General features: G+C 63.8%; 23 protein-coding genes and 1 pseudogene. 12 read left to right on the forward strand and 12 right to left on the reverse strand.

The annotated features are described in order from the left end of the window. Positions 1-5 precede the first annotated feature (5 nt). Entirely contained in the window at positions 6-827 is an 822-nt protein-coding gene (locus LB523_RS09295; RefSeq protein WP_224602328.1) for an ABC transporter permease, read from the reverse strand. Next, complete coding sequence (locus tag LB523_RS09300) at positions 824-1,741, reverse strand: ABC transporter permease (RefSeq protein WP_224602329.1); 918 nt, start codon at positions 1,739-1,741, stop codon at positions 824-826. Before LB523_RS09300 ends, LB523_RS09295 begins: the two co-directional genes overlap by 4 nt. Positions 1,742-2,032: 291 nt before the next feature. Between LB523_RS09300 and LB523_RS09305 the strand changes: the two genes are divergently transcribed. Continuing rightward, entirely contained in the window at positions 2,033-3,451 is a 1,419-nt protein-coding gene (locus LB523_RS09305; RefSeq protein ID WP_224602330.1) for an aminotransferase, read from the forward strand. Positions 3,452-3,495: 44 nt separating this feature from the next. Here LB523_RS09305 and LB523_RS09310 read toward each other — a convergent pair whose 3' ends face one another. Beyond that, entirely contained in the window at positions 3,496-4,698 is a 1,203-nt protein-coding gene (locus LB523_RS09310; protein WP_224602331.1) for an aromatic ring-hydroxylating oxygenase subunit alpha, read from the reverse strand. A gap of 477 nt (positions 4,699-5,175) precedes the next feature. On the opposite strand from LB523_RS09310, the gene LB523_RS09315 reads away from it, so the two are divergent. After that, entirely contained in the window at positions 5,176-5,586 is a 411-nt protein-coding gene (locus LB523_RS09315) for a hypothetical protein (protein ID WP_224602332.1), read from the forward strand. A 261-nt stretch (positions 5,587-5,847) separates the two neighbouring features. Here the strand turns inward: LB523_RS09315 and LB523_RS09320 are convergent, their stop codons facing one another. Together LB523_RS09320 and LB523_RS09325 are read right to left on the reverse strand one after the other, a co-directional pair. Then, positions 5,848-7,950 carry an ATP-binding protein gene (locus tag LB523_RS09320; protein WP_224602333.1) on the reverse strand — a complete coding sequence of 701 codons (2,103 nt, stop codon included), beginning with the start codon at positions 7,948-7,950 and terminating at the stop codon, positions 5,848-5,850. Positions 7,951-8,103: 153 nt separating this feature from the next. Further along, positions 8,104-8,832 (reverse strand): response regulator, encoded by a 729-nt coding sequence (locus LB523_RS09325; protein ID WP_224602335.1) that lies wholly within the window; start codon positions 8,830-8,832, stop codon positions 8,104-8,106. A 93-nt stretch (positions 8,833-8,925) separates the two neighbouring features. Here LB523_RS09325 and LB523_RS09330 point away from each other — a divergent pair, with 93 nt between their 5' ends. Beyond that, a complete protein-coding gene (locus tag LB523_RS09330) occupies positions 8,926-9,627 on the forward strand; it encodes a response regulator transcription factor (protein WP_224602338.1) in 702 nt (233 codons plus the stop codon). A 75-nt stretch (positions 9,628-9,702) separates the two neighbouring features. On the opposite strand, the gene LB523_RS09335 is transcribed toward LB523_RS09330, so the two are convergent. After that, positions 9,703-9,867 (reverse strand): hypothetical protein, encoded by a 165-nt coding sequence (locus LB523_RS09335; RefSeq protein WP_181164944.1) that lies wholly within the window; start codon positions 9,865-9,867, stop codon positions 9,703-9,705. Positions 9,868-9,898: 31 nt separating this feature from the next. Continuing rightward, positions 9,899-10,237: a hypothetical protein gene (locus tag LB523_RS09340; RefSeq protein WP_224602340.1), complete on the reverse strand. Its 339-nt coding sequence runs from the start codon at positions 10,235-10,237 to the stop codon at positions 9,899-9,901. A 340-nt stretch (positions 10,238-10,577) separates the two neighbouring features. Between LB523_RS09340 and LB523_RS09345 the strand changes: the two genes are divergently transcribed. Continuing rightward, complete coding sequence (locus tag LB523_RS09345) at positions 10,578-11,033, forward strand: L,D-transpeptidase (protein ID WP_224602342.1); 456 nt, start codon at positions 10,578-10,580, stop codon at positions 11,031-11,033. A 136-nt stretch (positions 11,034-11,169) separates the two neighbouring features. Here LB523_RS09345 and LB523_RS09350 read toward each other — a convergent pair whose 3' ends face one another. Both LB523_RS09350 and LB523_RS09355 read right to left on the reverse strand, forming a co-directional pair. Further along, positions 11,170-14,253: an efflux RND transporter permease subunit gene (locus LB523_RS09350; RefSeq protein ID WP_224602344.1), complete on the reverse strand. Its 3,084-nt coding sequence runs from the start codon at positions 14,251-14,253 to the stop codon at positions 11,170-11,172. After that, positions 14,250-15,551, reverse strand: a complete 1,302-nt coding sequence (locus tag LB523_RS09355; protein WP_224602346.1) for an efflux RND transporter periplasmic adaptor subunit — start codon at positions 15,549-15,551, stop codon at positions 14,250-14,252. Before LB523_RS09355 ends, LB523_RS09350 begins: the two co-directional genes overlap by 4 nt. Positions 15,552-15,697: 146 nt before the next feature. On the opposite strand from LB523_RS09355, the gene LB523_RS09360 reads away from it, so the two are divergent. Both LB523_RS09360 and LB523_RS09365 read left to right on the forward strand, forming a co-directional pair. Then, entirely contained in the window at positions 15,698-16,231 is a 534-nt protein-coding gene (locus LB523_RS09360) for a TetR/AcrR family transcriptional regulator (RefSeq protein WP_224602348.1), read from the forward strand. Positions 16,232-16,366: 135 nt separating this feature from the next. Further along, positions 16,367-17,976, forward strand: a pseudogene (locus LB523_RS09365) (inorganic phosphate transporter). Positions 17,977-18,127: 151 nt separating this feature from the next. Here the strand turns inward: LB523_RS09365 and LB523_RS09370 are convergent. From LB523_RS09370 to LB523_RS09380, 3 genes are all read right to left on the reverse strand, one after another. Beyond that, positions 18,128-18,970, reverse strand: coding sequence for an MFS transporter (locus LB523_RS09370; RefSeq protein ID WP_224602351.1), 843 nt, complete (start codon positions 18,968-18,970; stop codon positions 18,128-18,130). A 185-nt stretch (positions 18,971-19,155) separates the two neighbouring features. Next, positions 19,156-20,316 (reverse strand): patatin-like phospholipase family protein, encoded by a 1,161-nt coding sequence (locus tag LB523_RS09375; protein ID WP_224602353.1) that lies wholly within the window; start codon positions 20,314-20,316, stop codon positions 19,156-19,158. Beyond that, positions 20,309-21,097 (reverse strand): acetoacetate decarboxylase, encoded by a 789-nt coding sequence (locus tag LB523_RS09380; RefSeq protein WP_224602355.1) that lies wholly within the window; start codon positions 21,095-21,097, stop codon positions 20,309-20,311. The genes LB523_RS09375 and LB523_RS09380 overlap by 8 nt, the downstream gene beginning before the upstream one ends. A gap of 240 nt (positions 21,098-21,337) precedes the next feature. Here LB523_RS09380 and LB523_RS09385 point away from each other — a divergent pair, with 240 nt between their 5' ends. The 6 genes from LB523_RS09385 to LB523_RS09410 all read left to right on the forward strand — a co-directional run bounded on the left by LB523_RS09385 (position 21,338) and on the right by LB523_RS09410 (position 26,432). Beyond that, the gene (locus tag LB523_RS09385; protein WP_224602357.1) at positions 21,338-22,126 is read left to right on the forward strand and encodes a 3-hydroxybutyrate dehydrogenase; all 789 of its coding nucleotides are present in this window, start codon (positions 21,338-21,340) and stop codon (positions 22,124-22,126) included. A gap of 162 nt (positions 22,127-22,288) precedes the next feature. Then, positions 22,289-23,104, forward strand: a complete 816-nt coding sequence (locus LB523_RS09390) for a chromate resistance protein ChrB domain-containing protein (RefSeq protein WP_224602359.1) — start codon at positions 22,289-22,291, stop codon at positions 23,102-23,104. Then, positions 23,104-24,489, forward strand: coding sequence for a chromate efflux transporter (gene chrA, locus LB523_RS09395; protein WP_224602360.1), 1,386 nt, complete (start codon positions 23,104-23,106; stop codon positions 24,487-24,489). The genes LB523_RS09390 and chrA overlap by 1 nt, the downstream gene beginning before the upstream one ends. A gap of 246 nt (positions 24,490-24,735) precedes the next feature. Beyond that, a complete protein-coding gene (locus LB523_RS09400) occupies positions 24,736-24,945 on the forward strand; it encodes a hypothetical protein (protein ID WP_224602362.1) in 210 nt (69 codons plus the stop codon). 13 nt (positions 24,946-24,958) lie between these two features. Next, entirely contained in the window at positions 24,959-25,531 is a 573-nt protein-coding gene (locus LB523_RS09405; RefSeq protein ID WP_224602363.1) for a sigma-70 family RNA polymerase sigma factor, read from the forward strand. After that, the gene (locus tag LB523_RS09410; RefSeq protein ID WP_224602364.1) at positions 25,518-26,432 is read left to right on the forward strand and encodes an anti-sigma factor family protein; all 915 of its coding nucleotides are present in this window, start codon (positions 25,518-25,520) and stop codon (positions 26,430-26,432) included. Before LB523_RS09405 ends, LB523_RS09410 begins: the two co-directional genes overlap by 14 nt. Positions 26,433-26,572: the final 140 nt, after the last annotated feature.

Below are 26,572 nucleotides of genomic sequence, written 5' to 3' on the forward strand. Positions count from 1 at the left end.
CCCGCTCAAGCATAGAGGCCTCCCTCGTTCTGGGTGCGTCTCGCCGCACGGCGGCGCAGGATTTCGGCAATCGTCATCAGCAGGAACGACGCGAAGAGCAGCAACGTGCCGAGCGCCAGCACGCCGGGAAGCTTGGCCGCAAACCGCAACTGGCCCCAAATGTAGATCGGCAGCGTCGCCTCGGTGCCGGTGAGGAAGAAGGCGATGATGAATTCGTCGAGCGAGATGGTGAAGCAGACGAGCAGGCTGGAGATGATCGCCGGCGCGACCATCGGCAACGTCACGCGCCGGAAGGTGCCGAACGCGCTCTCGCCGAGATCGGCCGAGGCCTCCTCGAGGCTGCGATCGAAACCCTCGAAACCGGAGGTCAGCACGGTCATCGAATAGGGAATGCAGACCAGCACATGGCCAAGCACCACGGTGAACAGCGACAGGCTCAGGCCGAGCTGCAGCATGACCAGCAGCATCGAGATAGCGACGATCACTTCGGGAAGCACCAGCGGCGCCATGATCAGTCCGTTGATGGCGCGGCGGCTGGGATAGCGGTAACGGGTGATCGAGCGGGCGGCGAGGATGCCCAGCACCGTCGACAGGATCGAGGCGGAGACGCCGACGATGAGGCTGTTCCAGGTGGCGTCGATCAGCGCCGGCGTGCGCGGCAGGTCTTCGTACCAGTGCAGGGTGACGCCCTCGAGCGGGAATTTGGGCGTCGCCGCCGTGTTGACCGAGAAGATCGGCAGGAAGACCACCGGCAGGTAAAGGAACAGCAGATAGAGGGCGGCATAGCTCGACAGCCAGCCGGGCAGGTAACGTCTGATCGCCGTCATCGTGCCAGCCTCTGCAGGGCGCGGAAGACCAGCACAGTGGCGCCGGCCATCAACGAGACGATAATCATCGTGGTGACGGAAAGTGCTGCACCCAGCGGCCAGTTTGACGCCTTGCCGAATTGCGCCTGGATTGCGTTGGCGATCATGACGCCGTCCTTGCCGCCGACGAGCTTCGGCGTGACGTAGTCGCCGACTGTCGGGATCATGACGATCAGCGCCGCCGAGATGACGCCGGGCGCCGACAGCGGCAGGGTGACGCGTAGGAAGGAGCGCAGCGGCCCGTCGCCGAGGTCGGTCGCCGCTTCGACCAGGGTCCGGTCGACCTTCTCCAGCGAAACGAAGATCGGCAGGATCGCGAAGGTCGCCCAGGCATGGGTCAGCGTGATGATGACGGCGGTGGAATTGTAGAGCAGCGCCGTCGACGGCTCGTCGATGATGCCGAGGCCCATCAGGCCGGAGTTGAGCACGCCATTATAGCCGAGGATCACCTTCCACGACATCACGCGCAGCAGGTAGCTGGTCCAGAACGGGATGGTGATGAGGAACAGCCACAAGCTCTTGTGTCGGCCGCCATGGAAGGAAATGAAATAGGCAATCGGATAGGCCAGAGCCACGGTCAACAGGCTGACGGTCAGCGAGATGTAGAGCGAGCGCCAGAGCAGGTCGCGGTAGATCGGCTCGGTCAGCGCGATCCGGTAATTCTCGAGCGTGAATGTGTGGTCGATGGTGAGATAGTTCTGCGTCCAGAAGGAATGGGCGATGACGACCAGGATCGGCAGGACGAGGAGAATGAGAGCGTAGACGAAGGTGGGACTGATCAGGGCAAAGCCCTGGACGGCTTCCGATTGCAGAAGGGGCCTTCGTCTCGATCCCGCCATGCGCAACGGGGGCGACCCTTCCGCGGCAACCGTCATTGCAGCGCTCCGGGCGTGATTTCGGTAGCTGGCTCGGACTGTCCCGCCATGCGCCTTCCCATTCGTGGCGCCGGCTGCCTGTTCCCGAATTATGCTTGGAGCGCGATCGCTCCCTGGCTTGCCGGCTTTCTTTCATCATGAGCGCATCCGCCGATTGAAATCAAGCGCTATTTCTGCGATATTGATTGAACGGATATTCAAAATGAAGTGATGAAAAGCTGAGTTTCCATGGTTTTCCGCGCAATTTGATATCCGGTGGAAATTCAAAAACCTGGCAGATGCGAGGCGAAAATGGCGGCTCAAAGCAAGATCAAGGCAAGCGAACTCATCGATGCCGGCGATGACGACGCGGTCGAGCTCGCCAAGCGCCATCTCTTGCAGCCCTGGCCCTATGCCGGCTCGGTCGGCAACGAGGCGCGCGCGCTGATCGGCGAGGGCCACGGCATCTACATCACCGACGCTTCCGGCAAGCGCCTCATCGACGGCCCGGCCGGCATGTGGTGCATCAATGTCGGCCATCGCCGCGAAGAGCTGGCCAAGGTCATGTACGACCAGGCGATGGCGCTCTCCTACAACACGCCTTGGTATACGATGAACGCGCCCTCGGCCGAGCTTGCCCGGCGCATCGCCGATGCGGCACCTGGCGATCTCAGCCACACCTTCTTCACCACCGGCGGCTCTTCGGCGGTGGAGACGGCGCTGCGCTTCATGCAGTTCTATAACAATGTGCGCGGACGGCCGGAGAAGAAGCTGATCCTCAGCCGCGGCGGCGCCTATCATGGCTCGACCTATCTGTCGGCCTCGCTCAACGGCCGGCCGCGTGACCGCGACTGGATGGACGGCGCCGACGATCTGGTGGTCAAATTGTCCTCGCCCGACCCGTTCCGGCGGCCGAAGGAGATGAGCATCGCCGCCTTCATCGATTTCCTGGTCGACCAGTTCCGCGACACCGTCGCGCGCGTCGGCGCGGAGCGCATCGGCGCTTTTGTCGGCGAACCGGTACAGGCTTCTGGAGGCGTCATCGTGCCGCCGGACGGGTACCTGAAGCGTATCCGCGAGATCTGCCGCGAGAACGACATCCTCTATGTCTCGGACGAGGTGGTGACCGGCTTCGGACGGCTCGGCCATATCTTTGCCTCAGGCGACGTGTTCGGCATCGACCCGGACATGATCACCTTCGCCAAGGGCGTCACATCGGGCTATTTCCCGCTCGGCGGCGTCATCATCTCCGAGCGCCTGCTCGAAGAGCTGCGCCGCTCCAACCATCCCGATGCGCTGTTCGGCCATGGGCTCACCTACACCAGCCATCCGATCGGCTGCGCCGTCGCGCTGAAGAATCTCGATCTGCTGGAAGAGGGCGTGCTCGCCCACACGCGCGAGATCGCGGCCTATTTCCAGGCGCGACTTAAGACGCTGGAAGAGTTGCCGCTGGTCGGCGAGGTGCGTGGCGTCGGGCTGATGGCTTGCGTCGAATGCGTCGCCGACCGCGACAGCAAGGATCCGCTGCAGCTCGACAAGAATGTGGGCAAACGCATCGATGTGCATTGCCACGAGCTAGGGCTTCTGGTGCGGCCGCTGATCAATATGTGCGTGATGTCGCCGCCGCTGATCATCAGCCGCGAGCAGGTCGACGACATGGTGGCGATCCTGCGCGAAGGTATTTCACGCACCATGGATGATTTAAGGAAGGAAGGGGTCTGGCGGGGGTGACGGCCCTTTTCCTTCTCCCCGTGGAACGGCGAGAAGGTGCGAGCTCATCCCCTCGACCTTAGCGCCTCGTTCAGCCCCCACATGTCCTTCTCCTCGGGCGGCGTCTCCAGATTGAGCACCGGGACCTGCCTGCGCAAATGGTCGTGGTGGGTGCGCACACCGTATTCGAGGTCGGAGAGGTAAAAGCCCTCGAAGGCTTCCGACAGCATGGATTCGTTCGACCACACCGAGAGCTGCACGTCCTCGTTCATGGTGTCGCGGTCGATGCGATAGGCGAGGTAGCGGGCCGCCGCCTGTTGGCGCGTCTCGTCCTTGTAGCGGTAGATGGCGCCGCGCAGCAGCGTCTCGCCGGTCGACAGCGGGAACTCCTGATAGAACTGGACGGATTCCGGCATGATCGACAGCGCGTTGTTGGGGAAGATGCCGTAATAGATCCAGGCCTTGCGCAGATGTTCCGGCAGATGCGTGGCCTCGGGCGCGAGCTTGATGTACTCGCGAACGCTCCAGCGCCGCCCGGCATGCGGATTGTAGGTGGCGAGGGACCGCGACACGCCGTTGATGAAGGGCTCGTCAAAATAGGTCTCGCCATAGAGGTCCTGCAACGCGGGATGGGCCATGGCGACGTGGTAGCCTTCATTGTCGACGTCGCGCACCGACTTCCAGTTGACCGGCGATTTCTGGGTCCAGATGCCCCAGGACGGGACCATGTCGGCGACATTGTAATGCGCCATCTCGGCCTCGATCGGCTTCAGCAGCTCGGCCACCGAAGGCTGCGGGCCGCCCTTGCGGAAGCGGATGAAAATGAAGCCCATCCAGATTTCGAGGTCGAGCGGCATCAGGCCGAACTCGGTCCTGTCGAGCTCGGGAAAGGAACGCGGACGGGCAGCACCGCGCAGCGTGCCGTCGAGATTGTAGACCCAGCCATGGAATGGGCACACCAGGGCGTTCTTGCAGGTGCCCTGGCTGTCGGCGACGACGCGGCTGCCTCGGTGGCGGCACATGTTGTTGAAGGCGCGCACGACGCCGTCCTTGCCGCGCACGATCAGGGCGCGCTCGCCGATGACATCCATGGTCAGATAGTCGCCGGAATTGGGCACGTCGGAAACGTGGCCGGCAATCTGCCAGTGGTTGCGGAAGACGTACTCCTTCTCAAGCTCGAGAACGGCGTTGGAATGGTAGCTCCACCCCGGCAAACCCCGCCGGTCCCAATCGTTGGGGATCGCCACGTCACGGAGGTGCGGGTTCATGGATATGCTCTGCTTTTTGTTGAATGCTCATTCAATATAAGCATATTTTTCATTGAAATGCAATGGCTTGCGGAAATATGAAAATTCCATGGCGGCAAATCCGGCCCCGCCCGGGCTGGAAAAATCCCGGAAAATCCGGGTCTTAATTGAGGAAGCGGAAGGGTAATTCAGAAGGCGGATACCCGTCTCGGAGAAGGCCTGTTTCGACGGTCACGGGCGTGCGTAGACAGCGGCGGAGCGCTCGATTCAGGCGTTGCTGTGTGAGGCTGTTTACAGTCGGGCCGGCACGGCAGGCGCATATCTGCGCCGACCATTTCGATGGCCGCTCGAATGGTTGCCTCGGATTGGGAAGGCTGGCGCCCCCGGCATCTGTTTCAATCCTGTTACACAGGCAATCATCGCCGACCATCCGGCAGTTACCTGGTGCGATTATGTTCGTTTCATAGCAAAAAAGAAAGACAACGAAGGGAGCAACCGATGTTTGCGAAAGTTCGCACCACCGATGCCAATCGCCGCCTGCATGGACCGCAACGCAATGACCGCCGGCCGAAGCTTGCGCTGCGGCAGCGCGCCAGCGACCATCCGATGGCGATGTTCATGCTGATCGGCGCCTGCGCCTTTGTCGCCATGCTGGCCGCGCCTGCCTCAGGGCCGGCTTTCGCCTCGATCAATCCGCCGGCCAATGTCGTCGAGGGCGCGCAGACCACGCTCAAGACCGCTCGCCTGCCGGAATCCACGATCGACTTTGCCTGCAAGGGTCAGAACTGGGGCGCCGAGAGCCTTGAGTGCCTGCGCGCCATCGCCGAGCAGTCCGGCCAGCACAGGGAGCGCGCGGTGCGCATGATCGCCAACGCCGCGCCGCTCACCAACACGCCGAACGTTTTTTAAGACCTCCCCTGAGCGCGCCCTCCTGCGCTCCAGTCAGGCTCCCGCCGTGGAAATCGGTCGGGAGCCTCTTTTTTTGGTGCCTGTCGATATTCAGGTGAGGCCGGCCTGCGAAGGGCAGCTTCCTGCGCTTCCGGTGCTCACGTACTGAAAGTACGCTCCGCTCCGGTTCTCGGAATCCATCCTTCTCGGCTCGGCCTGACCTGAATCTCAACAGACCCCGCGGCGGCGCTCATGAGAGCTCGGCCGCGTAGTCGGCCCGCTTTAGATGTGGGCGCCGTTGTCGGCGGCGGCTTCGTCGGCAATGGTCGAGAGGATGCCGCGGACGTCGAGCGTCGAGAATGGCTTTTCCAGGATGTGCGGGCGCTGCTGCGGCGGCAGCGCTTCGATTTCCGCCTTGGCACCGATCAGATCGCCGGTGACCAGCACGAAGCGCTGCGCCAGCGCGGGCCGCTGAGCAAGCAGTTCGCGGTAGATCGCAATGCCGCTGATGCCCGGCATGCGCAGATCGGAAAAAACGATGTCCGGCGGCATGTAGCCGTTCAACACGTCCGCCGCCGATGTCCAGCTTGCCACGACGCGCGACTTCACGCCCATCAGTTCGAGTATGTCGGACAACGAGCCGGCGACGTCCGGCTCGTCGTCGATCACCAGTGCGTGGCGCAGCCCGCTTGAACGCGCCGGACCTTCGCCAGGCGCGGCGCTGCCGCCCGCGATCGCCGGCAACTGCACGACGAAGCGCGCACCTTGCGGCTCGACCTCCTCGAACCAGATGTTGCCTTTGTGGCGCTCGACGATCGATTTCGAGATCGACAGGCCGATGCCGGTGCCGACGCCGACCGGCTTGGTGGTGAAATAGGATTCGAAGATGCGCGAGCGGATCGCCGCGGGGATGCCCGGGCCGTTGTCCTCGACCGAGAAGCCCGGATTGCCGTGCTCGTTGCGGAACGTCCGCACCTTGATGCGCCGTTCGCCGGCGATGCCGGCAAGCGCATGCTGGCTGTTGATGAGGAAGTTTGCTGCGACCTGCGTGATGTGGTCGGCGTCGGCCATGGCAAGCAGCGGCCCGCCGGTGAAATCGGTGTCGATGATGATGCCGCTGGAGCGCGCGCCATAGGCGGTGACTTCGAGCGCCGAGCGCACCACCTGGTTGAGATCGGTCTCGGCTTGCTCGGTCGGGTGTAGGCGCACCATCGACAGGAAGCTCTTGACGATGCGGCCGCAACGCTCGGCGGCGGCGCGCACTTTCTCGGCGCGGACCTTGGTCTGCGGATCGCCGGCGAATTCGTGCAGCAGCGTCGACTGCGCCACAACCACCGCCAGCGGGTTGTTGAGCTCATGCGAGACGCCGGCAAGCAGCGAGCCCATCGCCGCCATCTTCTCGTTCTGGTGCAGCTTCTCGCGCTGACGATTGATCTCTTCCTCGGCCTGCAGCTTTTCGCGCAGGTCGCGGATCGAGCCGAAGATCAGGCGGCGGTCGGCAACCCGCATCTCGGTCGCCGTCAGCTCGATCGGGAAAATCTCGCCGGCAGCGTTCTGCGTGACGGTCTCCAGCCGCTGGCCGACCATCGGCGCGCCGCGGCCAGCCATGTATTCGGCGCCAGAGGCATAGCCTTTGCGGTAGTATAGCGGAACGATGGTATCGAGCAGGTCCTTGCCGAGGATTGCGCTGCGCTGGAAGCCGAACATCTTCTCGGCGGCCGGATTGAACTCGATGATCGAACCCGTCTCGTCGATGACGATGATGGCGTCCAGTGAGGCCTGCAGCATGGTGCGGCGGATCACTTCACTGGCATGCGCTTCCGATGGCGAGCGCTCGATGGCGTCGCCGATCGCCAAAGCGATGATGTGCAGCGTCGCTTCTTCCTCATCCGTCCATTCGCGCTCAGCGATGCAGTCATTGATGGCCAGCGTGCCCCAAAGGTGGCCATGCGCGAAAACGGAGACGGACAGGAACGACTTGATGTTCTGCTTCTCGAAATCGGCCCGCAGGAAACCCTCGAGGTCGCGCGTGTGGCCGGAGAAAATCTTGCCTTGCCGCTCGTCCTCCTGCAACTGCTCCAGCAGCGAGTCCGAGTTGATGATCGACTGCATGATCACCGTGGGCGAGGCCAGCTCGCCGCCGAAGTCAGGATCGATCCAATAAGCGGCGACGGACTGGGCGAAGCCTTCGCCCGGCAATTCACGCAGGCGGAAAAGGATGCCGCGCTGGCAATCCATCTTGCGGCACATCGTCGCTAGTATGTCGTCCATCTCGCGCTGCCAGTCGCCTGCCTCGCGCAGGCGGCGCACGACATGGACAGCCGCCATGGCGGCGCCGCCCGGACGCGAGCCATTCGTATCGGTGCGTGCTGCATCAGCAGTCATGGTCATCCAAGGCCCGGACGTCGGTCGTTCAGAGCGTCCCTCCGTTCCACGGAAACGGCGAACCGCTCTACCGCTTTGTTTTGACGCAATTCCGGACGGAAGGCTACGGCCAAGGCGCCGAGCCTAGCCGTTTCATGCCATTCCCGGAATGCTCTAGTTGGCGTCGCCGCTCGGCAGCGAGAAGATATAGCCTTCGCCGCGCACCGTACGCAGGAATTTCGGATTGGCGGGGTCGGCCTCGATCTTCTTTCGCAACCGCATGATGCGGATGTCGACCGCGCGCGAGGATTCCGGATCCTCGACGAAGCCGATCGCTTCCGAAATCGCCGCTCGCGTTAGAAGCCGGTTGGCGCGGGTGAGAAAAACCTCGAGCACGTCGAACTCGCTTTTGGCCATCTCGATCACCGCGCCATCGGCGCCGATGACCAGACGGCCGTCAAAATCGGCCTGGAAGCCGCCGAAATTCACGAAACGGCGATTTGCGGTTTCGGCCTTCGCCGCCTGCGGCTCGGCCGGCTGCGGCACGCGGCGCAGCACGCTGCGCACCCGCGCCAGCACCTCGCGCAATTCGTACGGCTTGACTATATAATCGTCGGCGCCGAGCTCCAGCCCGACGATGCGGTCAAGCGCGGTGCCGGCGGCCGTGGCGTAGATGACGCCGATCTGCGTTTTCGAGCGCAGCCAGCGGCCGAGCGACAGCCCGTCCTCGCCAGGCATGGCGATGTCGAGAATGGCGAGGTGGAAGGACTGCGCCTCGAACAGCGCGCGCGCGGCGGCCGCATTCTCGGCCGTCACGACGTCATAGCCGCTGGCGCCGAGATATTCGGCCACAGCCTCCCTCAGATCCGGTTCGTCCTCGACGACGATGATGCGTGCCTTCACGACGAGCTCGCTCCCGCTTTCAGCAGAAAGTAGATTGGGTATAAACATGATGTCCAGCACTCATCTCGAGTTGTCTGTGGCGGGGTGAAGAAAATGGCCGCACGATCCGTCATTGCGCTTGTGTCCGTCGCCGAGGTGGTGGCCAAAAATCTCGCCGACCATCTCGAACGGCGCGGGCACGATGTGCGCCAGGCGCGCCAGCCCTGGGAGGCGGAGACGCTGCTTTCGGCCGGCGGCATCGATGTCGTGGTCGTCGGCGACGACGTCACCCAGGCCGAGGGCCGCGAACTGCTCAGGCGTTACAGCAGCCAGGGCGGGGGTGGCGAGGGCGGTCCCGACTTCATCCTGATCTGCCGGCCGCGCGACCTTGTCGACAAGGTGCTGGCGCTCGAGCTGGGTGCCGCCGACGTCATCGAAAGCCCGCTCAACGTGCGCGAGCTTGCCGCGCGCATCGGCGGCCTGCTGATGAGACGCGGCAGGGCCGGCGGCGAGCTGGTCGTACTGGAAAACGCCACCGTCGACCTGCGGTCGGCCATGGTGATGCATCGCTCGGGCGCGGAGGAGCAGCTTTCCCCGGGCCAGGTGGCGCTGCTCAAGCTGTTCCTGGCCAGCCCGCGCAAGGTGCTGACGCGCGACGATATCATTGCCGCGGCGCCGGCGGAGAATGCAGATGCTTTCGACCGTTCGATTGATTCGCGCATCGTGCGGCTGCGCCGCAAGCTCGACACCGAGACCATCACCACCATCAGGGGTGCCGGCTATCGTTTCGATCCGCCGGTTCCACGCAAAGAGTAAGCTTTGATCAGCGAGGCTTTTGAGCATCGGCTTCCCCAAAGCGGTGGTCATTTTGGGTCCGACAACGCCTGGCGTTCAGCGCACGACGATGACCGAGGGTCCAGTTGGAACGTTCGCGCTGACGGTTATCCCGGCCTGGGCGCGCTCCTTGAGCAATACCGTCGCAAGAGCGGCAAAGCCCAGCAAACCCTGCGCGTAAAGCAGCGCGGAAAGCACCGAGGCGGCAAATTTCGTCTTCATCTCTTCAAATCCTCGATCTCGAAATCGGGCTTCAGGAAACTCCCGAAGCGCCCGCGCCGCTGACGGAGCCCCCCGCTGCGGCGCGGGCCTTCGGTCCTCTCGGCAGCAAGTAGCCGGAGGGGCCGCGCGTCCTCATCAACCGGAGGCCGACCCGCCAGAAGGCCTTCAGCCGGTGGACGCGCAGGCTGGACAAAATCCAGACCGTGGCGATGAACAGAGCCATGTGCAGCGTCGAAACCTCGCCGGAAGTCATCGCCGCCAGCGTCGTCGCCGGCTTGCCGGCTACCGAGCCGGCGCCGCCGAGCACGATCGCCGCGACGCTGATCCTGGGAAACCAGGAGCGGAGTTTCGATTTCCTGCCCATTTTCATTTGTGGATGTCTGTTCCCGTTGCGTCAAATTTGATGCCGGCCTGTATCCAAATCATGCCGCCGCAGATGCATTTTGTTGCAGATCGGTTTCGAAAGTGGGGCCTAGTCTTTCATATACATACGAAATGAACTTTCGTTTCTGGCCGAAGCCGATTGTGCGACGCCTGACCGCCACCTCTCGCAAGGCCGCGGTACTGCTCAACCGGCCACGCTGTTAATTTGCAGAAACGAATTCGAAACAGAAACGAGTATTAAGCGAAATAGGTCTGAAACGGACGAGCACGATAAGGCCCCATCGAAATTGAAGCCGGACACAACGGCAAAAAACAGAGGGATCGTCATGCACTCCGCCAATTCCGCCAAGCTCATCAACATCACCGCCGCCGCGCTCACCGGCGCGGCGCTTCTGTTCGGCGCCGGCAATGCCGCCCACGCCAACCAGCTCGTCGCCAAGGTTTCGCTGTCGCAGCAGATCATGGAAGTCACGGTCGATGGCCGCCCGACCTATATCTGGAAGGTGTCGACCGGCGACAAAAGGCACATCACGCCGACCGGCTCGTTCAAGCCGACCCGCCTGCATGAGATGTGGTATTCGAAAAAATACGACAACGCGCCGATGCCGCATTCGGTGTTTTTCAGCGGCGGCTACGCGGTCCACGCCACCTATGCCGTCAGCCGTCTCGGCCGCCCCGCTTCGCATGGCTGCGTGCGGCTGCATCCCGATGCTGCGGCCGATTTCTATCAGTTGGTCGAGGCCTTCGGCCCCGGCAACACCAGCATCGTCATTGTCAAATAAGGCTTGGCCAAGTAACCGGCTGGGTAAGAGTAGCAGGCAGGTTGCCGCCTTCCACCGATCGCGAAGCTGTGAGGCAGCCGCCAAAAAAAGAGGCCGGAAATTCCGGCCTCTTTTGTTTTTCGCTTCGGTTGTCGTCTCAGCTCGGCAGCGCCGGCATCAGATTCGGATCGGGCTTCTCGGCGAGATGCGGCAGGTCCTTGCTGGCGATGAAGGTGTAGAACATCGGCACGACGAAGAGCGTGAACATGGTGCCGACCAGGATGCCGGTGAAGATGACCAGGCCCATTGAATAGCGCGCGGCTGCACCGGCGCCGCTGGAGACGATCAGCGGCACGACGCCGAGCGCCATGGCCGCCGTGGTCATCAGGATCGGCCGCAGGCGCACCTTGGCCGAAGCGATGATGGCGTCGCGGCGCCGCATGCCATGGATTTCACGCTGCTGGTTGGCGAATTCCACCAGCAGAATGCCGTGCTTGGTAATCAGGCCGATGAGCGTGATCAGGCCGACCTGGGTGTAGATGTTCAGCGTCCCCAGGCCGATGTTGAGCGGCACGATCGCGCCGAAGATCGACAGCGGCACCGCCATCATGATGATAAGCGGATCGCGGAAGCTCTCGAACTGGGCCGCCAGCACCAGGTAGATGACGATCACCGCCGCCGCGAAGGCGATCAGGATGGTGTTGCCCTGCTCCTTCTCCTGCCGCGACTGGCCGGAATAGTCGACGAAGAAGGTGTCGGGCAGGGTCTCCTTAGCGAGATCCTCCAGCACCTTCAGTCCGTCGCCGGTGGTCACGCCAGGCAGAGGCAAGGCCGAGATCGTCGAGGAGTTCAGCTGGTTGAACTGCTCGATGGCCGCCGGCGAGGCATTGGTCGAGATCTTCACGACCGCCGACAGCGGCACCATCTTGCCGTCGACACTGCGCACGAAATACTCGCCGAGCTTGTCGGGATTGTCGCGGAATTCCTGCGGCACCTGCGGGATGATGTCGTAGCTGTTGGAGTCGCGGTCGAACTGCGCCACTTCGGAGCCGCCCACAAGCAGCGTCAGCGTATTGCCGATATCCGCGATCGGCAGGTTCAATGCTGCTGCGCGCTCGCGGTCGATGGTCACGGTCACCTGCGGCGCATCGTAAGACATCGAGTTCTGCACGACGATGAAGCGGCCGGAAGCCTGCGCCTTGCTCTTGATCTTCTCCGCCTGCTCGAAGACCTCCGAGGGAGCTCCGGTGGAGCGCACCACCATGGAAATCGGCAGGCCGCCGCCGGAGCCGGGCAGCGTCGGCGGCGCGAAGACGAAGGCTTCGACGCCGGCGACCTTGGCGAGGCGGCCCTGAATGTCGGCCTGGAGCTCCTTCGAACTGCGCTTGCGCTCTGCCCAATCCTTGAAGGCGAAGCCGACGAAGGCACCGTTGGTCGCGCCGCCGAAGGCGACGGCAGAGAATTGCGCCCTGGTCTCGGGAATGTCCTTCACAAGGCCAAGCATCTGATTGACGTAGGCCTCGGTGTAATCCGATGTCGCATAGCGCGGCGCGGTGACGATCGAGAGCAGGAAACCTTGATCTTCTTCCGGCGCCAGCTCCGTCGAGGTCTTGGTGAACATGAAGCCGGTCAGCGCCACGAGAGCGACAACGATGATCAGCGTCACCGGGCGGTTCCTGAGCGAAGCGGTGACCGCCCGTTCGTAGACGCGCTCGATGCGGCTGAAGGTTCCGTCGACGATCCGCTGGAAGCGGCCGTGCTGGCCCGGCTTCAGCAGGCGAGCGGACATCATCGGCGTGATGGTCATGGCGATCACGCCCGACAACACCACCGAGCCGGCCAGCGTCACCGCGAATTCGCGGAACAGCGCGCCGGTCAGGCCGCCGGTGAAGGCAAGCGGGGCGAACACGGCGGCCAGCGTGATGGTCATCGCCACGATGGCCGTCGCGATCTCGCGCATGCCGTTGAAGGCCGCCTGCATCGGCGACATGCCGTCTTCCTCCATGTGGCGGTGGATGTTCTCCACCACCACGATGGCGTCGTCGACGACAAGGCCGATCGCCAGCACCATGGCCAGCAGCGACAGAAGGTTGATCGAATAACCGACCGCAAACAGGATGAAGCAGACGCCGATCAGCGACAGCGGGATCGTCACGATCGGCATCATCACCGAGCGGAACGAGCCCAGGAACAGGAGGATGACCACGATGACGATGGCGACGGCTTCGCCGATGGTCTTGAACACTTCCTCGATCGAGGCGCTGATCTGGCCAGTGGCGTCGTAGACGACCTCGATCGTCATGCCTTTCGGCAGCGTCTCTTGGATCTGCGGCACGAGCCGGGTGACCGCGGCGGCGGTCGTCAGCGGGTTGGCCGCAGGCGTCGGGAAGATGGCCAGGAAGGTTCCCGGCTTGCCGTTGAAGCTCACCCTGGTGTCGGTGTTTTTCGCGCCGAGCTCGACATGCGCGACGTCGCGCAGGCGCACCACCTGGCCATCCGTCGAGCGTATCGGGAGCTGGGCGAAGGCCTCAGGCGTCTGCAGGGTCGAATGCACGGTGATCGAGGAGACCACATATTCGTTCTCGGTGTTGCCGGGCGCCGACAGGAAGTTCGAGTTGTTGATCGCGGTCAGCACGTCCACGGCGGTGGCGCCGCGGGCGGCAAGCCTGATCGGGTCGATCCAGACGCGCATGGAATATTCCTGGGCGCCGAAGATCTGGACGTCGGCGACACCTTCCACGGTCGAGATGCGAGGCCGGATGACGCGCTCGATATATTCGGTGAGCTGCTCCTTCGTCATGTTCGGGTTCTGCATCGAGATGTACATCATCGCGAACTGCTGGCCGGTGCCCTTGACGATGACCGGATCCTTGGAGGCGTCCGGCAAGGTGCCGCGCACGCCCTGGACCTTGGACAGCACCTCTGCCAGCGCGACGTCCGGATTGGAGCCGAGCTTCATCTGCACCGTGACCGTGCTCGAGGACGGACGGCTGGACGAGGTGACGTAATCGATGTTTTCGGTCGAGGCGACGGCGCGCGCGATCGGGGCCGATATGAAGCCCTGGATCAGGTCGGCACTGGCGCCGGGATAGGCCGTGGTGATGGTGATCGCCGTCTCGTCAACCTTAGGATATTGACGGATCGACAGGCCGAAGATGCCCTGGAAACCGAGCAGCAGGATCAGGCAGGCCAGCACCGTCGACAGCACGGGCCGGCGGATGAAAAGGTCGGAAAAGCTCATTGCTGAACCTGTTTGTTCGCCGATTTGCTGGGATCGATGGTGTTGTCGACGGCAACCGACATGCCGTTGAAGAGCCGGTTCTGGCCGGCCGTGACGACCTGGTCGCCGTCCTTGAGGCCCTCGACGATCTCAACCATGCCGTTGTTGCGGCGGCCGAGCTTGACGAAGACCTGCGAGATGGTGAGCGCAGGCTGCTGCGCGGCCTCGGCCGGCTTGGCGGCGTCGCCGGCCGCTTTGTCGGCCGGCTTCGCGTCCGCCGGCTTTGCGGCGTTGTCGGCTGGCTTGGTGGCGTCCGCCTGCGGCTTGGCGGCATCGCCGGCCGCCTTATCGGCGCTAACCTTCTGCTCATCCGGCTTCGCCGGCGCGGCAGCGGCTGCGGGCTTCGCCGGCTCGACCACGAAGACATAATCGCCATAGAGGCTGGTCGTCACCGCCGTCTGCGGCACGGAAATGACATTGTTTTCCTGCGGCAGCTCGACACGGATCTGGACGAACTGGCCAGGCGTCAGCTTGCCTTCCGGATTGGCGACCTCGCCGCGAATCGAGACCAGCCGGCTGGCGGGATCGATCTTGGGGTCGATGCCGCGAATGGAGCCGGCAAATGACATATCGGCGAGATTGGTGCCGAGCTTGATGGTCTGGCCGATCTTAAGCAGCGGCAGCTGCTGTTCGGGTACCGTGAAGTCGACCCGCATCGTGTCCAGGTCCTGGATCGTCACCACCGCGTTGCCTGGCGCCAGATACTGGCCGATGTCGATCTTCGGGATACCGACCGTGCCGCCGAATGGCGCGGATAATTGCTTCTGGTCGAGCACTGCCTGCAGCTTGTTGACCTGCGCGGCCGAGGCGTCCGCCGCAGCACGCGCGGCGTCAAGCGTCGCGTCGGTGCCGACGCCGCGCCGCTGCAATTCGATCGCGCGGGTCAGCGCCGCCTGGTCCGAGGCGGCCTGCGCCTTCTGCGCCACCAGATCGGCTTTCTCGACGGCATCGTCGAGCTGCACCAGCACCGCGTCGGCGGCAACCTTCTGGTTGGCGTGGAAAAGGATGTCCCTGACGATGCCGCTCGTCTCGAGGGTGAGATCGACGCCCCGCACGGCGTTGACGGTGCCGATGGCCTCGATGCCGGGGGTCCATACCGAAGGCTTGACCGTCACTGTCGACACCGTCGCGGCCGGCGGCTTCATGGTAGCGAAATACTGCTTGATGCCGGCGTCGCGCATGAAGTTGAAACCAACGATGCCGACGCACACCAAGGCAAGCAGCAGCAAAAATCCGGCGATGATGAAAAAGCGCTTCACGGACAGTCCCCTCGAGCCGGCAACCGGCAAAACAATCGATGCCGGGACACATATCGACGATAAGTCCCGATTTCAAATCGGCGCGCTTTACTGTACCGGCTGGACGGTCTTGTCAATTCCGCCTAAGCTAATGTACGGGGAGCGCGATGAGAGTACCTAGGGCGAACTCACGCGAAAAGATACTTGCCGCCGCCGCCGACGTAGCGCGCGAGGCAGGCCCGGGAAGCCTGTCGCTCGAGGCGGTCGCCAGCCGCGCCGGAGTGTCGAAAGGCGGCCTGCTCTATAATTTTCCGACCAAGGCCAAGCTGATGCAGGGCCTGGTCGAAAGCTATCTCAGCGACTTCCAGAAGGCGCTGGAAACGCGCGCCACCGAGGCCGGCCACGAGAGCGTCCTCTCAGCCTATATCAAGCTGTCGGCCGACGACTGCGAGCGGCCGAAACCGTCGGCGTCCTGGATGTTCTCCGCGATTGCGGAGGATCCCGATTTTCTGACACCGATCAAGGCCTTCAAGCGCCAGCTGTTCGAAAGGCTGAAGGGGGAGACGGACGACCTCGGCTCGCTGCTGGTCTGCTTTCTCGCCATCGAAGGGATGCGCAGCATGAATCTGTTTGATTCAGACGTGCTCTCAGAAGACGAGCGCAAGCTTCTGGTGTCCTCGCTCCTGAAGATAGCCGGATAGGTCACCAACGGTTTGGTGGTGACCAAACGGCTTGGTAGTGGTGGTGACCAAACGGTTAAGAGCGTCACACCAGCTTCATTCTAGGGACATAGCGTCCTTCCCGGTTCTTTGCTGCAATGCAAAAGGAGTGGGACAATGGTGGACGTAGTTTCGAGTGAGGCGGGGATCCCGAGACCGGATCATCCCCTGGAACAATCGGGCGGTGCCAAATGGTTCCTGCCGACCTTCGGCGTGCTGGTGCTCGTCGGCATCGTCTATGTCGGCTATGCGCTCAGCCAGGATCTGGCCATCGCCAAGACGGTGCCCTGGATCCTGCTTGGCATCGCGCTTCTGATCGCGCTGGGCTTCGAATTCGTCAACGGCTTCCACGATACCGCCAACGCGGTCGCCACCGTCATCTACACGCGCTCGCTGCCGGCCAATTCGCCGTCATGTGGTCGGGCGTCTTCAATTTCCTCGGGGTGCTGACCTCGAGCGGCGCGGTGGCCTTCGGCATCCTGTCGCTGCTGCCGGTCGAGCTCATCCTGCAGGTCGGCTCGTCATCCGGCTTCGCCATGGTGTTCGCCCTTCTGGTCGCCGCCATCCTGTGGAACCTCGGCACCTGGTTTCTCGGCCTGCCGGCTTCGAGCTCGCACACGATGGTCGGCTCGATCATCGGCGTCGGCCTCGCCAACCAGTTCATGGCCCCGGCCGGAAGCGCCACCAGCGGTGTCGACTGGGGGCAGGCGACCAATGTCGGCATCACCTTGCTGGTCTCGCCGATCGTCGGCTTCTTCGCCGCCGCCATCCTGCTCTATGCCATGAAGCTCCTGGTGCGCAATCCGGCGCTCTATGAAGCGCCGAAGGGCAATGCGCCGCCGCCATGGTGGATCCGCGCGCTGCTGATCTTCACCTGCACCGGCGTCAGCTTCGCGCACGGCTCCAATGACGGTCAGAAGGGCATGGGGCTGATCATGCTTATCCTGATCGGCGTGGTGCCGACAGCTTACGCGCTCAACCGCACGCCCGACATCAACTATCTCGACGCCTACAAGGCGGCCTCGGTGTCTGTCGAGCAGGCTCTGGGCAAGTACCTCAAGCCTGGCGTTGCTGTCGCCGATGCCAATGCTGCCAAGGCTGCCGTGCAGGAGGCTGTGCGCAGCAAGAGCTGGAACGATCAGACCACGATCGCGCTGCAGACCTATATCCACAACACCACCGCCGGGCTGCAGCCTTACGCCTCGGTCGACAACGTGCCGACCGACCTGGTCAGCAACGCGCGCAACGACATCTACCTGATCGGCGAAGCGCTGAAGCTGATCGACAAGAAGAAGCTGCTGCCGATGCAGGACGCCGATCTCAAGGCGGTCACCGATTATCACAAGGCGGTCGACAACGCGACGAAGTTCATTCCGCTCTGGGTGAAGATCGCCGTGGCGCTGGCGCTCGGCCTCGGCACCATGGTTGGCTGGAAGCGCATCGTCGTCACCGTCGGCGAGAAGATCGGCAAGAGCCACCTGACTTATGGTCAGGGAGCCGCCGCCGAGCTTGTCGCGATGATCACCATCGGCATGGCCGACCGTTTCGGCCTGCCGGTGTCGACGACGCACGTGCTGTCGTCCGGCGTCGCCGGCACCATGGCAGCCAACGGTTCCGGCCTGCAATGGTCGACCGTGCGCAACCTGCTGCTGGCCTGGGTGCTCACGCTGCCCTGCTCGATCGCGCTGGCCTTCGTGCTGTTCGTGATCCTCCGCCAGGTGTTCTGAGCAGGAAGGCCCTCAAAGAAACGGCGTGGCTGGCGGCGCCGTTTCTTTCTATCGCCGTGCAATTTCCGCCCTGCTGGAGCGGTTCACCGTTTCACGGAAACGGCGAACCGCTCTATCTCTTTGTTTTGCGCAATTCCGGACGGAAAACCGCTCACACTTTTCCTGGAATTGCTCTAAGGCGGCGCAGCTGGCGCAGCGACAAAACATGCAGTAGGATTGAGCTTGGCACCACGAAAGCAGGGGTCAGCACACCCGGATAATCGCCAGCGCCGATGCTCAGCACATCCGGAACGATCAACTGCCACGGGCCGGGCGAGGTGATTATGCCCATGGTGATCGCGACAGCGAAATCGGCAAGGCCGAGGATATTCCAGAGAATTGCTGCCCTCCGGCCCCCGGCTGTGCCGGTCGCCACCGCGATCGCCGCAGGCAACGCGAACAGCCCTGTCAGCACGTCGCCGACGCCTGCCGGCACCGCGAATACGCCGGGCAGCGCACCATGCAGCCACGCCGCGAGCGCCCAACTGCCGAATACGCGGTAGAGCTGAACCGCGACGAGCCAGCTCGCCGGCGTCGCATCGAGCACCTGCCCGACCCGCCTGGAGAACAGCAACAGCGGCGCACCGATGATCACCGGCAGGAAGATGGCCGATGGCAACGCCGGTAAAGCCGTGGCGTCCGGATGGAAGATGCCATTGATCGCGGCGCTCCAAGCGACGGCGAACCACAGCGTATCCGGGATCATGATCGCCAACCAAGTCGCGCGACGTTGACCCGGTGTCAGGCTCGTATGTTCGAGGCCGAGCCACAATCCCAGGGCGATGAGCCCATGGGCCGCGAGCTGGTGGAACGTGGTCGGAACGCCGCTCTCCGGGATCGCCGGCCAACGATAGATCAAGAGTAGCCAGAGCGTTGTGAGCGGCACAAACCACAGCAGGCCTCGCCAAGCGTCACGCAACGGAACGACGGCAGGGGGAACAGCTTCGGCGGTCATCGGCGGTACTCCATTGAGCCCAGCGCATTTTGCTGACGCCCAGATGTAAGCCCGCTCTCCGCGAGGCGACTATCCGCGACAATGTTGATGGCCTGTGAAGCAGAGCTTCACAGTTTGCGGGCTCCCAGGCGAGCGGCCGCTGTGACTTTTTCCCGAGATTGCTCCGCTTGTGGCGGATGCAAATATCAGGTCGGATCTTCGCGATGCAGGTCGTGGATGGTCACGCCGTCGGCGTTGTCGGGCAGCATCAGCCACTTCTTGTGACGCAGCGTGCGCTCGGTGTCTTCCAAGCCCATCTCCCAATGCTCGCGCATCGAGGTGCCGGAGAACTCGTAGTCCTTGGCGTGGCCTTCATAGCCTTTGTGCTGATAGATCAGGTGGACGATGTTGACCACGCCTGCGTCGGAATAGTCGGCTATCAATTCCTTCTCGCCATCCTTGAGCTGGTCCGGCGGCACGCGTTTCAGCGCGTCGAGCAGCTTCATCTTGAGCGCATGGATGCGCTGGAAGTTGTCGGTGTTCTGGCGCGTGCGGCTGGAATACATGATGTCCTTGTGGCGCGACAGGACGTCGGCCAAGCCGCGCGGCAGCACGCCGCGGGCGCTGAACAGATCGACCTGGAACACCAGCGAGGAGCGGTCCTCCTCCTGGTCGAGCAGATATTGCAGCGGCGTATTGGAAACAATGCCGCCATCCCAGTAATACTCGCCTTCGATGCGGATCGAGGGGAAGGCCGGCGGCAGCGCGCCGCTCGCCATGATGTGCTCCGGCCCGATGCGCACCTTGTCGGTGTCGAAATAGACGAAATTGCCGGTCCTGACATTGACCGCGCCGACGCTCAGCCGCTTCTTGCCGTCGTTCAGCACGTCGAAGTCGATCAGGCTTTCCAGCGTGTCCTTGAGCTCGGCGGTGTCGTAGAAGCTTGTGGCGCCTTCCGCTCCCGCCAGCTGGAACCAGGGGTTGGGATTGCGCGGCTTGAAGAAGCCGGGCTGGCCCATAGTCATGGTCATCAATGACGAGGTCTGGTTGCGGATGTCGCGATAGATGTCGCCTTCCGGCGTATAGGCCCAGATCTTACGGCCCGAGATCGTCTGCCAGAACTGCTCCAGCCGCTGCAGGCGGCGGCTCGGCTCGTTGCCGGCGATGATCGAGGCATTGATGGCGCCGATCGAGACGCCGGACAGCCAGGTCGGCTCGCAGCCGGCGTCGGCAAGCGCCTGATAGACCCCCGCCTGGTAGGCGCCGAGTGCGCCGCCGCCCTGGAAGACCAGGGCAATGCGGTCATATTGCGCCGTAATTTCCGCGATGGTGGCGGCGGCCGCCTTGTTGCTGGTACGCTCAAGCACCGGCTTTCTCCAGTTCCTTCGCGCCGGCAGCCGATCGGCCGTGGTCGGCGAGATAATCATGCACGACTTCGCCGAGACCCAGCGTCAGATCGGCGGTGAAGTGAACGGCCGAGACGATGTCGAGCACAGGCAGCTTGGCGACATCGGCCATGACATGCGGGCGAAGGTCGAGCGCGGCGGGCGCCGTCCAGGCTTCCTTCAGCGTGATGTCAGTGAGGTAGTAGCGGACCAGCTCGCAGATTCGTGGGCTGCTGTCGACGTGCGGGATGATCTTGATAAGGAAGTTGGGCGCGGCGAGCGAGGCGAGCACCTGGTCGTGGTCGGCTTCGCGGTGCTTGTAGCCCATGGTTCCGGTGGCGCACAGAACGCTGCCATAATGCAGCGTGCCGACCACCACCTCGCCTTCATGCACGATCTTGGGGCTGGCGAGCTTTTTTGGAAAACCCCAGAGCTCGCGGCCGCCGGCAATCGGCGCGTCGTCGTCGAGATACATTGAATGCACGTAGCCGCCATGCTGGCCCTTGTAGCGCACCGGGATGACCTGGCCGGTCTCGGTGTAGTCGCCGAAGCCCGTCGAATCCGGCATGCGGATGAACTCGTATTTCACCAGCGGCTCGTCGATCTCGAGCGGCGCCGGCACGACCGCCTCAAGAGCTTCGCGCGTCGTGCGATAGGTGATGATGATGTATTCGCGGTCGAAGAAACGATAAGGGCCGGGTGGGAAGGACGGATTGGTGAGCGGCATCGCATAGGCGCGCTTCACGACGTCGGCGATTTCCATGGCTGGTGCCCCAGTAAAGTTTGAAAAGACCCCGCGCGAATGCGCTGGCAAGTATGTTGCACGGCAGCATGACAGTGCGGTGTCAGCCCGGCGACACGCCGCCAGAGCCGGCAAATGGCGCTGCCGCGCTGTAATCGAGCCGACACATGGCCGTGCCATTGTCGTGCTGCATTGCACCAACTATCTGCTCTCCCAACTCATTGCGTTGATAAGTCCCTCCCACCTCTTGCGAGATCTCCCATGGGTTCCCTGTCTTCGAAGAACGCGCTCGTCACCGGCTCGACCAGCGGCATCGGCCTTGCAATCGCGCGTGCCTTCGCCGCGGAGGGCGCCAACGTCACCATCAACGGCCTGGGCGACGCGGCGGCGATCGAGCAGGAGCGGTCCGGCATCGAAAAGGATTTCGGCGTCAAGTGCCGTTACTCGGGCGCCAACATGATGGACGGCGCCGCCGTCACCGCCATGATCCACGAGGCCGAGGCGGCGTTCGGCAGCCTCGACATCCTGGTCAACAATGCCGGCATCCAGCATGTCGCGCCGATCGAGGAATTTCCCGACGACAAGTGGGAAGCCATCATCCGCATCAATCTTCTGGCCGCCTTCTACGCCATCAAGGCGGCGGTGCCCGGCATGAAGAGCCGCAAATGGGGCCGCATCATCAACACGGCTTCGGCGCATGCGCTGGTCGCCTCGCCGTTCAAGTCGGCCTATGTCTCGGCCAAGCACGGCATCGCCGGCCTGACCAAGACGGTGGCGCTGGAAGTGGCGCAGGACGGCATCACCGTGAATGCGATCGCGCCTGGCTATGTCTGGACGCCGCTGGTCGAGAAACAGATTCCCGACACGATGAAGGCGCGCGGCATGACCGAGGAGCAGGTCAAGCACGACGTGCTGCTTGCGGCGCAGCCGACCAAGGAATTCGTCACCGTCGAGGAGCTGGCGGCGCTGACTTTGTTCCTGTGCTCGGACGCCGCCAGGCAGATCACCGGCACGACGCTGCCGATGGATGGCGGCTGGACGGCGCAGTAAGCGCAACGGCGATCGCAAAACGAAGGCGGTCGGAGGCAACGCCTTCCTTGACAATCGGCGGTGATCGTTCCAGCATTCCGGCAAGGGGTTCCCCGCGACGACCCCGTGAGGCGTCAGCCCAACGATCGCGTCCAAACTCTCTTTGCTCAGGAGGTGGACGCCATGCCGTCAACAACCGCAATCACCGTTCCGCAGCTTTCCCGTCTCGTCGGCTTGCCCGATGCGCCTTGCCTGGTCGATGTGCGCATCGACGAGGACTATGAAGCCGATGCGCGCCTGTTGCCGGCGTCATGCCGGCGCGATTTCAGGACTGTCTCAAGCTGGGCGTCGGAATTTTCGGGACGCAAAGTCGTCGTGATCTGCCAGAGGGGACAGAAACTCTCGCAAGGCGTTGCCGCGTGGCTGCGCCACGAAGGCATTCCGGCGGAATCGCTTGAAGGCGGCTTCGAGGCCTGGGTCGCCGCCAGGGCGCCGTTGGTCAGCGCCGGCGCGATCCCGCCCCGCGACGAGAAGGGCCGCACCGTATGGGTCACGCGTTCGCGGCCGAAGGTCGACCGCATCGCCTGCCCCTGGCTGATCCGCCGCTTCGTCGATCCCGAGGCGGTTTTCCTGTTCGTCGATCCAGCCGAGGTGCCTCTTGTGGCCGATCGCTTCGCAGCGGTTCCCTTCGACATAGAAGGCGTGTTCTGGAGCCATCGTGGCGATCGCTGCACTTTCGACACGATGATCGAGGAATTCGGTCTGCGCGTCGAAGCGCTCGATCGCCTGGCGCTGATCGTGCGCGGCGCCGATACGGCGCGCCTCGACCTCGTGCCGCAGGCGGCCGGGTTCCTCGCCGCCTCGCTCGGCCTGTCGCGCATGTTCCGCGACGACCTCGAGCAGCTCCAAGCCGGCATGCTCCTCTATGACGCCTTCTTCCGCTGGTGCCGCGACGCCACCGACGAGACGCATAACTGGCCGGTCGGAGGCAAGGCGTAATGACAGCACTCGCCAAGAAGGACGCCGCGCCGCTGGTCGATGTCCCGACCGTGCCGAGCTTTCGCGAGGCGACGCGGCTGTGGGCCAAGATCGGCCTGCTGTCCTTCGGCGGGCCGGCCGGGCAGATCGCGCTGATGCACAAGGAACTGGTCGAGGAGCGCCGCTGGATCGGCGAGGAGCGGTTCCTGCACGCGCTCAACTACTGCATGCTCCTGCCCGGGCCCGAGGCGCAGCAGCTTGCCGTCTATATCGGCTGGCTCCTGCATCGGACGGCAGGCGGTCTCGTCGCCGGCAGCCTGTTCGTGCTGCCGGGCGCGCTGGTCATGCTGGGCTTGAGCAGCTTCTACATGCTCTACAACGATGCACCGGTCGTCGAGGCGCTGTTCTTCGGCGTCAAGGCGGCGGTGCTTGCCGTCGTCGTCGAAGCCGTGATCCGCATCGGCAAGCGGGCGCTGAAGAACCGGGCCATGATCGTGATCGCGGTGGCGGCCTTCCTCGCCATCTACGTCGCCAGAGTGCCGTTCCCGCTGATCGTGCTCGCGGCAGGCCTCATCGGCTGGATCGGCAATCGGTTTGCGCCACGGCTGTTTTCCGGCTCGGCACATGGCAAGGGCAGCGTCGCCGACATCAAAGGCGTGGTCGACCTGATGTTCGAGCGCGGTGAGCTCGGCCACACCGTGCCGACCAGATGGCATGCGGCCCGCACCATCGCCATCTGGCTGCCGCTCTGGCTGGGGCCTGTAGCACTGGTCGCCTTGCTGGCGGGGCCGGGCAGCGTGTGGGCGCAGGTCGGCGGTTTCTTCAGCCTGATGGCCGTGGTCACATTCGGCGGCGCCTATGCGGTTCTCGCCTATGTGGCGCAGGCGGCGGTGACCTCGTTCGGCTGGCTTTCGCCTGGACAGATGGTCGACGGGCTCGGGCTTGCCGAAACGACGCCCGGGCCGCTGATCCTGGTGTTGCAATTCGTCGGCTTCGCCGCCGCCTATCGCCATGCCGGTGCAATCAATCCTTTGCTTGCCGGATCGCTCGGGTCGGCGCTGACGCTCTGGGCCACTTTCGTCCCGTGCTTCTTCTGGATATTTTTGGGCGCGCCCTACATCGAGCAGCTCAGGCAGAACAAGGCGCTGGCAGCGGCGCTCGGCGCGATCACAGCGGCAGTCGTCGGCGTGATCATGAACCTTGCATTGTGGTTCGGGCTGCATGTCGTCTTCGGCAAGGTCGCAAGCGTCGGCTGGGGCGTGGAGGTTCCGGTCCTGTCCTCGCTCGGCTGGCGCGCCGCGCTTCTGTCGGCGGCGGCGATGGTCGCCATGTTCAGGCTGAAACTCGGCATGCTGCCGACGCTGGCGGGATCGGCTCTGGCGGGGCTTGCGCTGCAGGCGCTGTAGGCCCGCACGCCGTTCGATCAAGTTGGCGTTAACGAAAAGGCCGACCGGCCGGGAATAAACCGCCCGGTCTGCGGGTCTCCAGAGCATGCGCCATTTGTGCGCAACAGCAGGAGACCGACCATGAAGCGGCGCGAAGACAAATACGCATGTGAACAAGGCGAAGGCGTCAGCCGCCGGCGTCCTATGGAGCGGATGAGCCGGGCGCATCCGGTCCGGGCGATACCGCCTCGCCGCCGGCCCTGATCCGTGCCGATCGCAACCATCGAGATCCACGACCATGACGGCGATCGCCCCTTTGCAGCCAGCGATGCGCCGTCCTCTTCCGAGGCACGCCTTGCTTCCGAGACACTTGACTCCGGTGACACCAATGCCTTCTCCTCCCTCGAAGCAGGCGCCATCGCCTGCGGTCGCGATCTTCACCCACACGAGCAGGGACAGATCGTCGCCTCCCGCTGAGGGCGGCAAACCCATGGCGGGAGCGCCCGACGGCGGAACGGTGTTGAGCGAAAAGATGCTGGCAGCGCGTTTTGCCGAAGTGGTGCTGCCGCATCTTGGCGATGCGCTGTCGCTTGCCCGCTGGCTGACCGGCAATCAAGCCGACGCCGAGGATGTGGTGCAGGAGGCCTGCCTCAAGGCGCATGCGGGCATTGCCGGGTTCGCTGGGGGAAACCCCCGCGCGTGGCTGCTCACCATCGTGCGCAACGCTTCCTACACATGGATGGCGCGCAACCGCCCGCGCAGCGTGGTCGCCGTCGGCGACCTCGCCGATCTCGACGACGTGTCGCCGCCGCCCGACACTGACACCGACAGCCCGGAGGCGGCGCTGATCGCCAAGGCCAATTCGGCGGCGGTGGAAGCGGCGATCGCCAGGCTGCCGCAAGCCTTCCGCGAAACACTTGTGCTGCGCGACATCAACGGTCTCAGCTACCGCGAGATCGCCGCCATGCTCGGAGTGCCGCAGGGCACGGTGATGTCGCGGCTGGCGAGAGCCCGCGGCCTCTTGATGACGGAACTCGGAGGGCGCCACCATGAGCCCGCATGAAAATCGCCCGCGTGAGGATGGATTGCCGCAAGACTCGCAGGATATGAAGCTGATGATCCACGCCCTTGTCGATGGCGAGCTCGATGCCGCGGCCGCTTTGGCGGTCGAGCGGCGGATAGCCGCCGATCCGGAGCTGGCCGCCGAACACGCGCGCCTGGTGGCGCTGCGCGGCGCTGTCGCCAATGTGCCGCGCCAGACGGTCCGCGACGATTTTCTGGCCCGCATTGCGGCCATCGCCGAGGTGAGTGGGGCCGACGAAGCCGTCCAATCCACAGCCGTGAAGGCGCAGTCACAGCCGCAACAGCAGCAAGGCAATGTCGTCGAGATGCGGCCGCGCGCGGCACGCTGGTTCGACTCCTTCGACTGGCGCCAGATGGCGGCCTCGATCGTGCTGACGGCGTTTCTGGCCAGCGGCGCGACGCAGTGGCTGGCGACGGCGGACAATGGGTCCGACAGCTTTGCCGTGGCCGTCGCCAACGGCCATCGCCGCAGCCTGCTCGCGGCGACCCCGGTCGACATCGTCTCGTCCGACCGCCACACGGTGAAGCCATGGCTCGACGGCCGCATCGGCGTCTCGCCGGCGGCGCCCGACATGGCCAAGGATGGTTACGCCCTGCTTGGCGGGCGCGTCGAGGTGATCGGCGACAGGCCGATGCCGGCTCTGGTCTACCGCCATCATGAGCATCTGATCACGCTGGTGGCCGCGCCCCGGCAGAACGAGGCCAAATCCGTACCGGTGGCGGACGATCTGTCGGCAGGTGGCTTCCTTCTGGTCCACTGGACCGACGACGCCTTCTCCTACTGGGCGATCTCGGATGCCGAACGCCCGGCGCTGGACGATTTCGTCGCCCGCTTCCGGGCGGCGATCATCGCCAATCCGGCGGCCGGCAGCCCGGGTTAAGGATACGAAACGTTTTTCGCTATTTCTGAGCCGATAACCCGTTTGGCGGGATGAGCGAAGGCAGATGCCTGTCCGTCCGAGCTAATCGCGCCAAGCACTTGCCCAGTTGCGCAGGCCCTTTTGGCGCGCCCATGGATAAG

The organism is Mesorhizobium sp. ESP-6-4, from assembly GCF_020164735.1.
Lineage (GTDB): Bacteria > Pseudomonadota > Alphaproteobacteria > Rhizobiales > Rhizobiaceae > Mesorhizobium.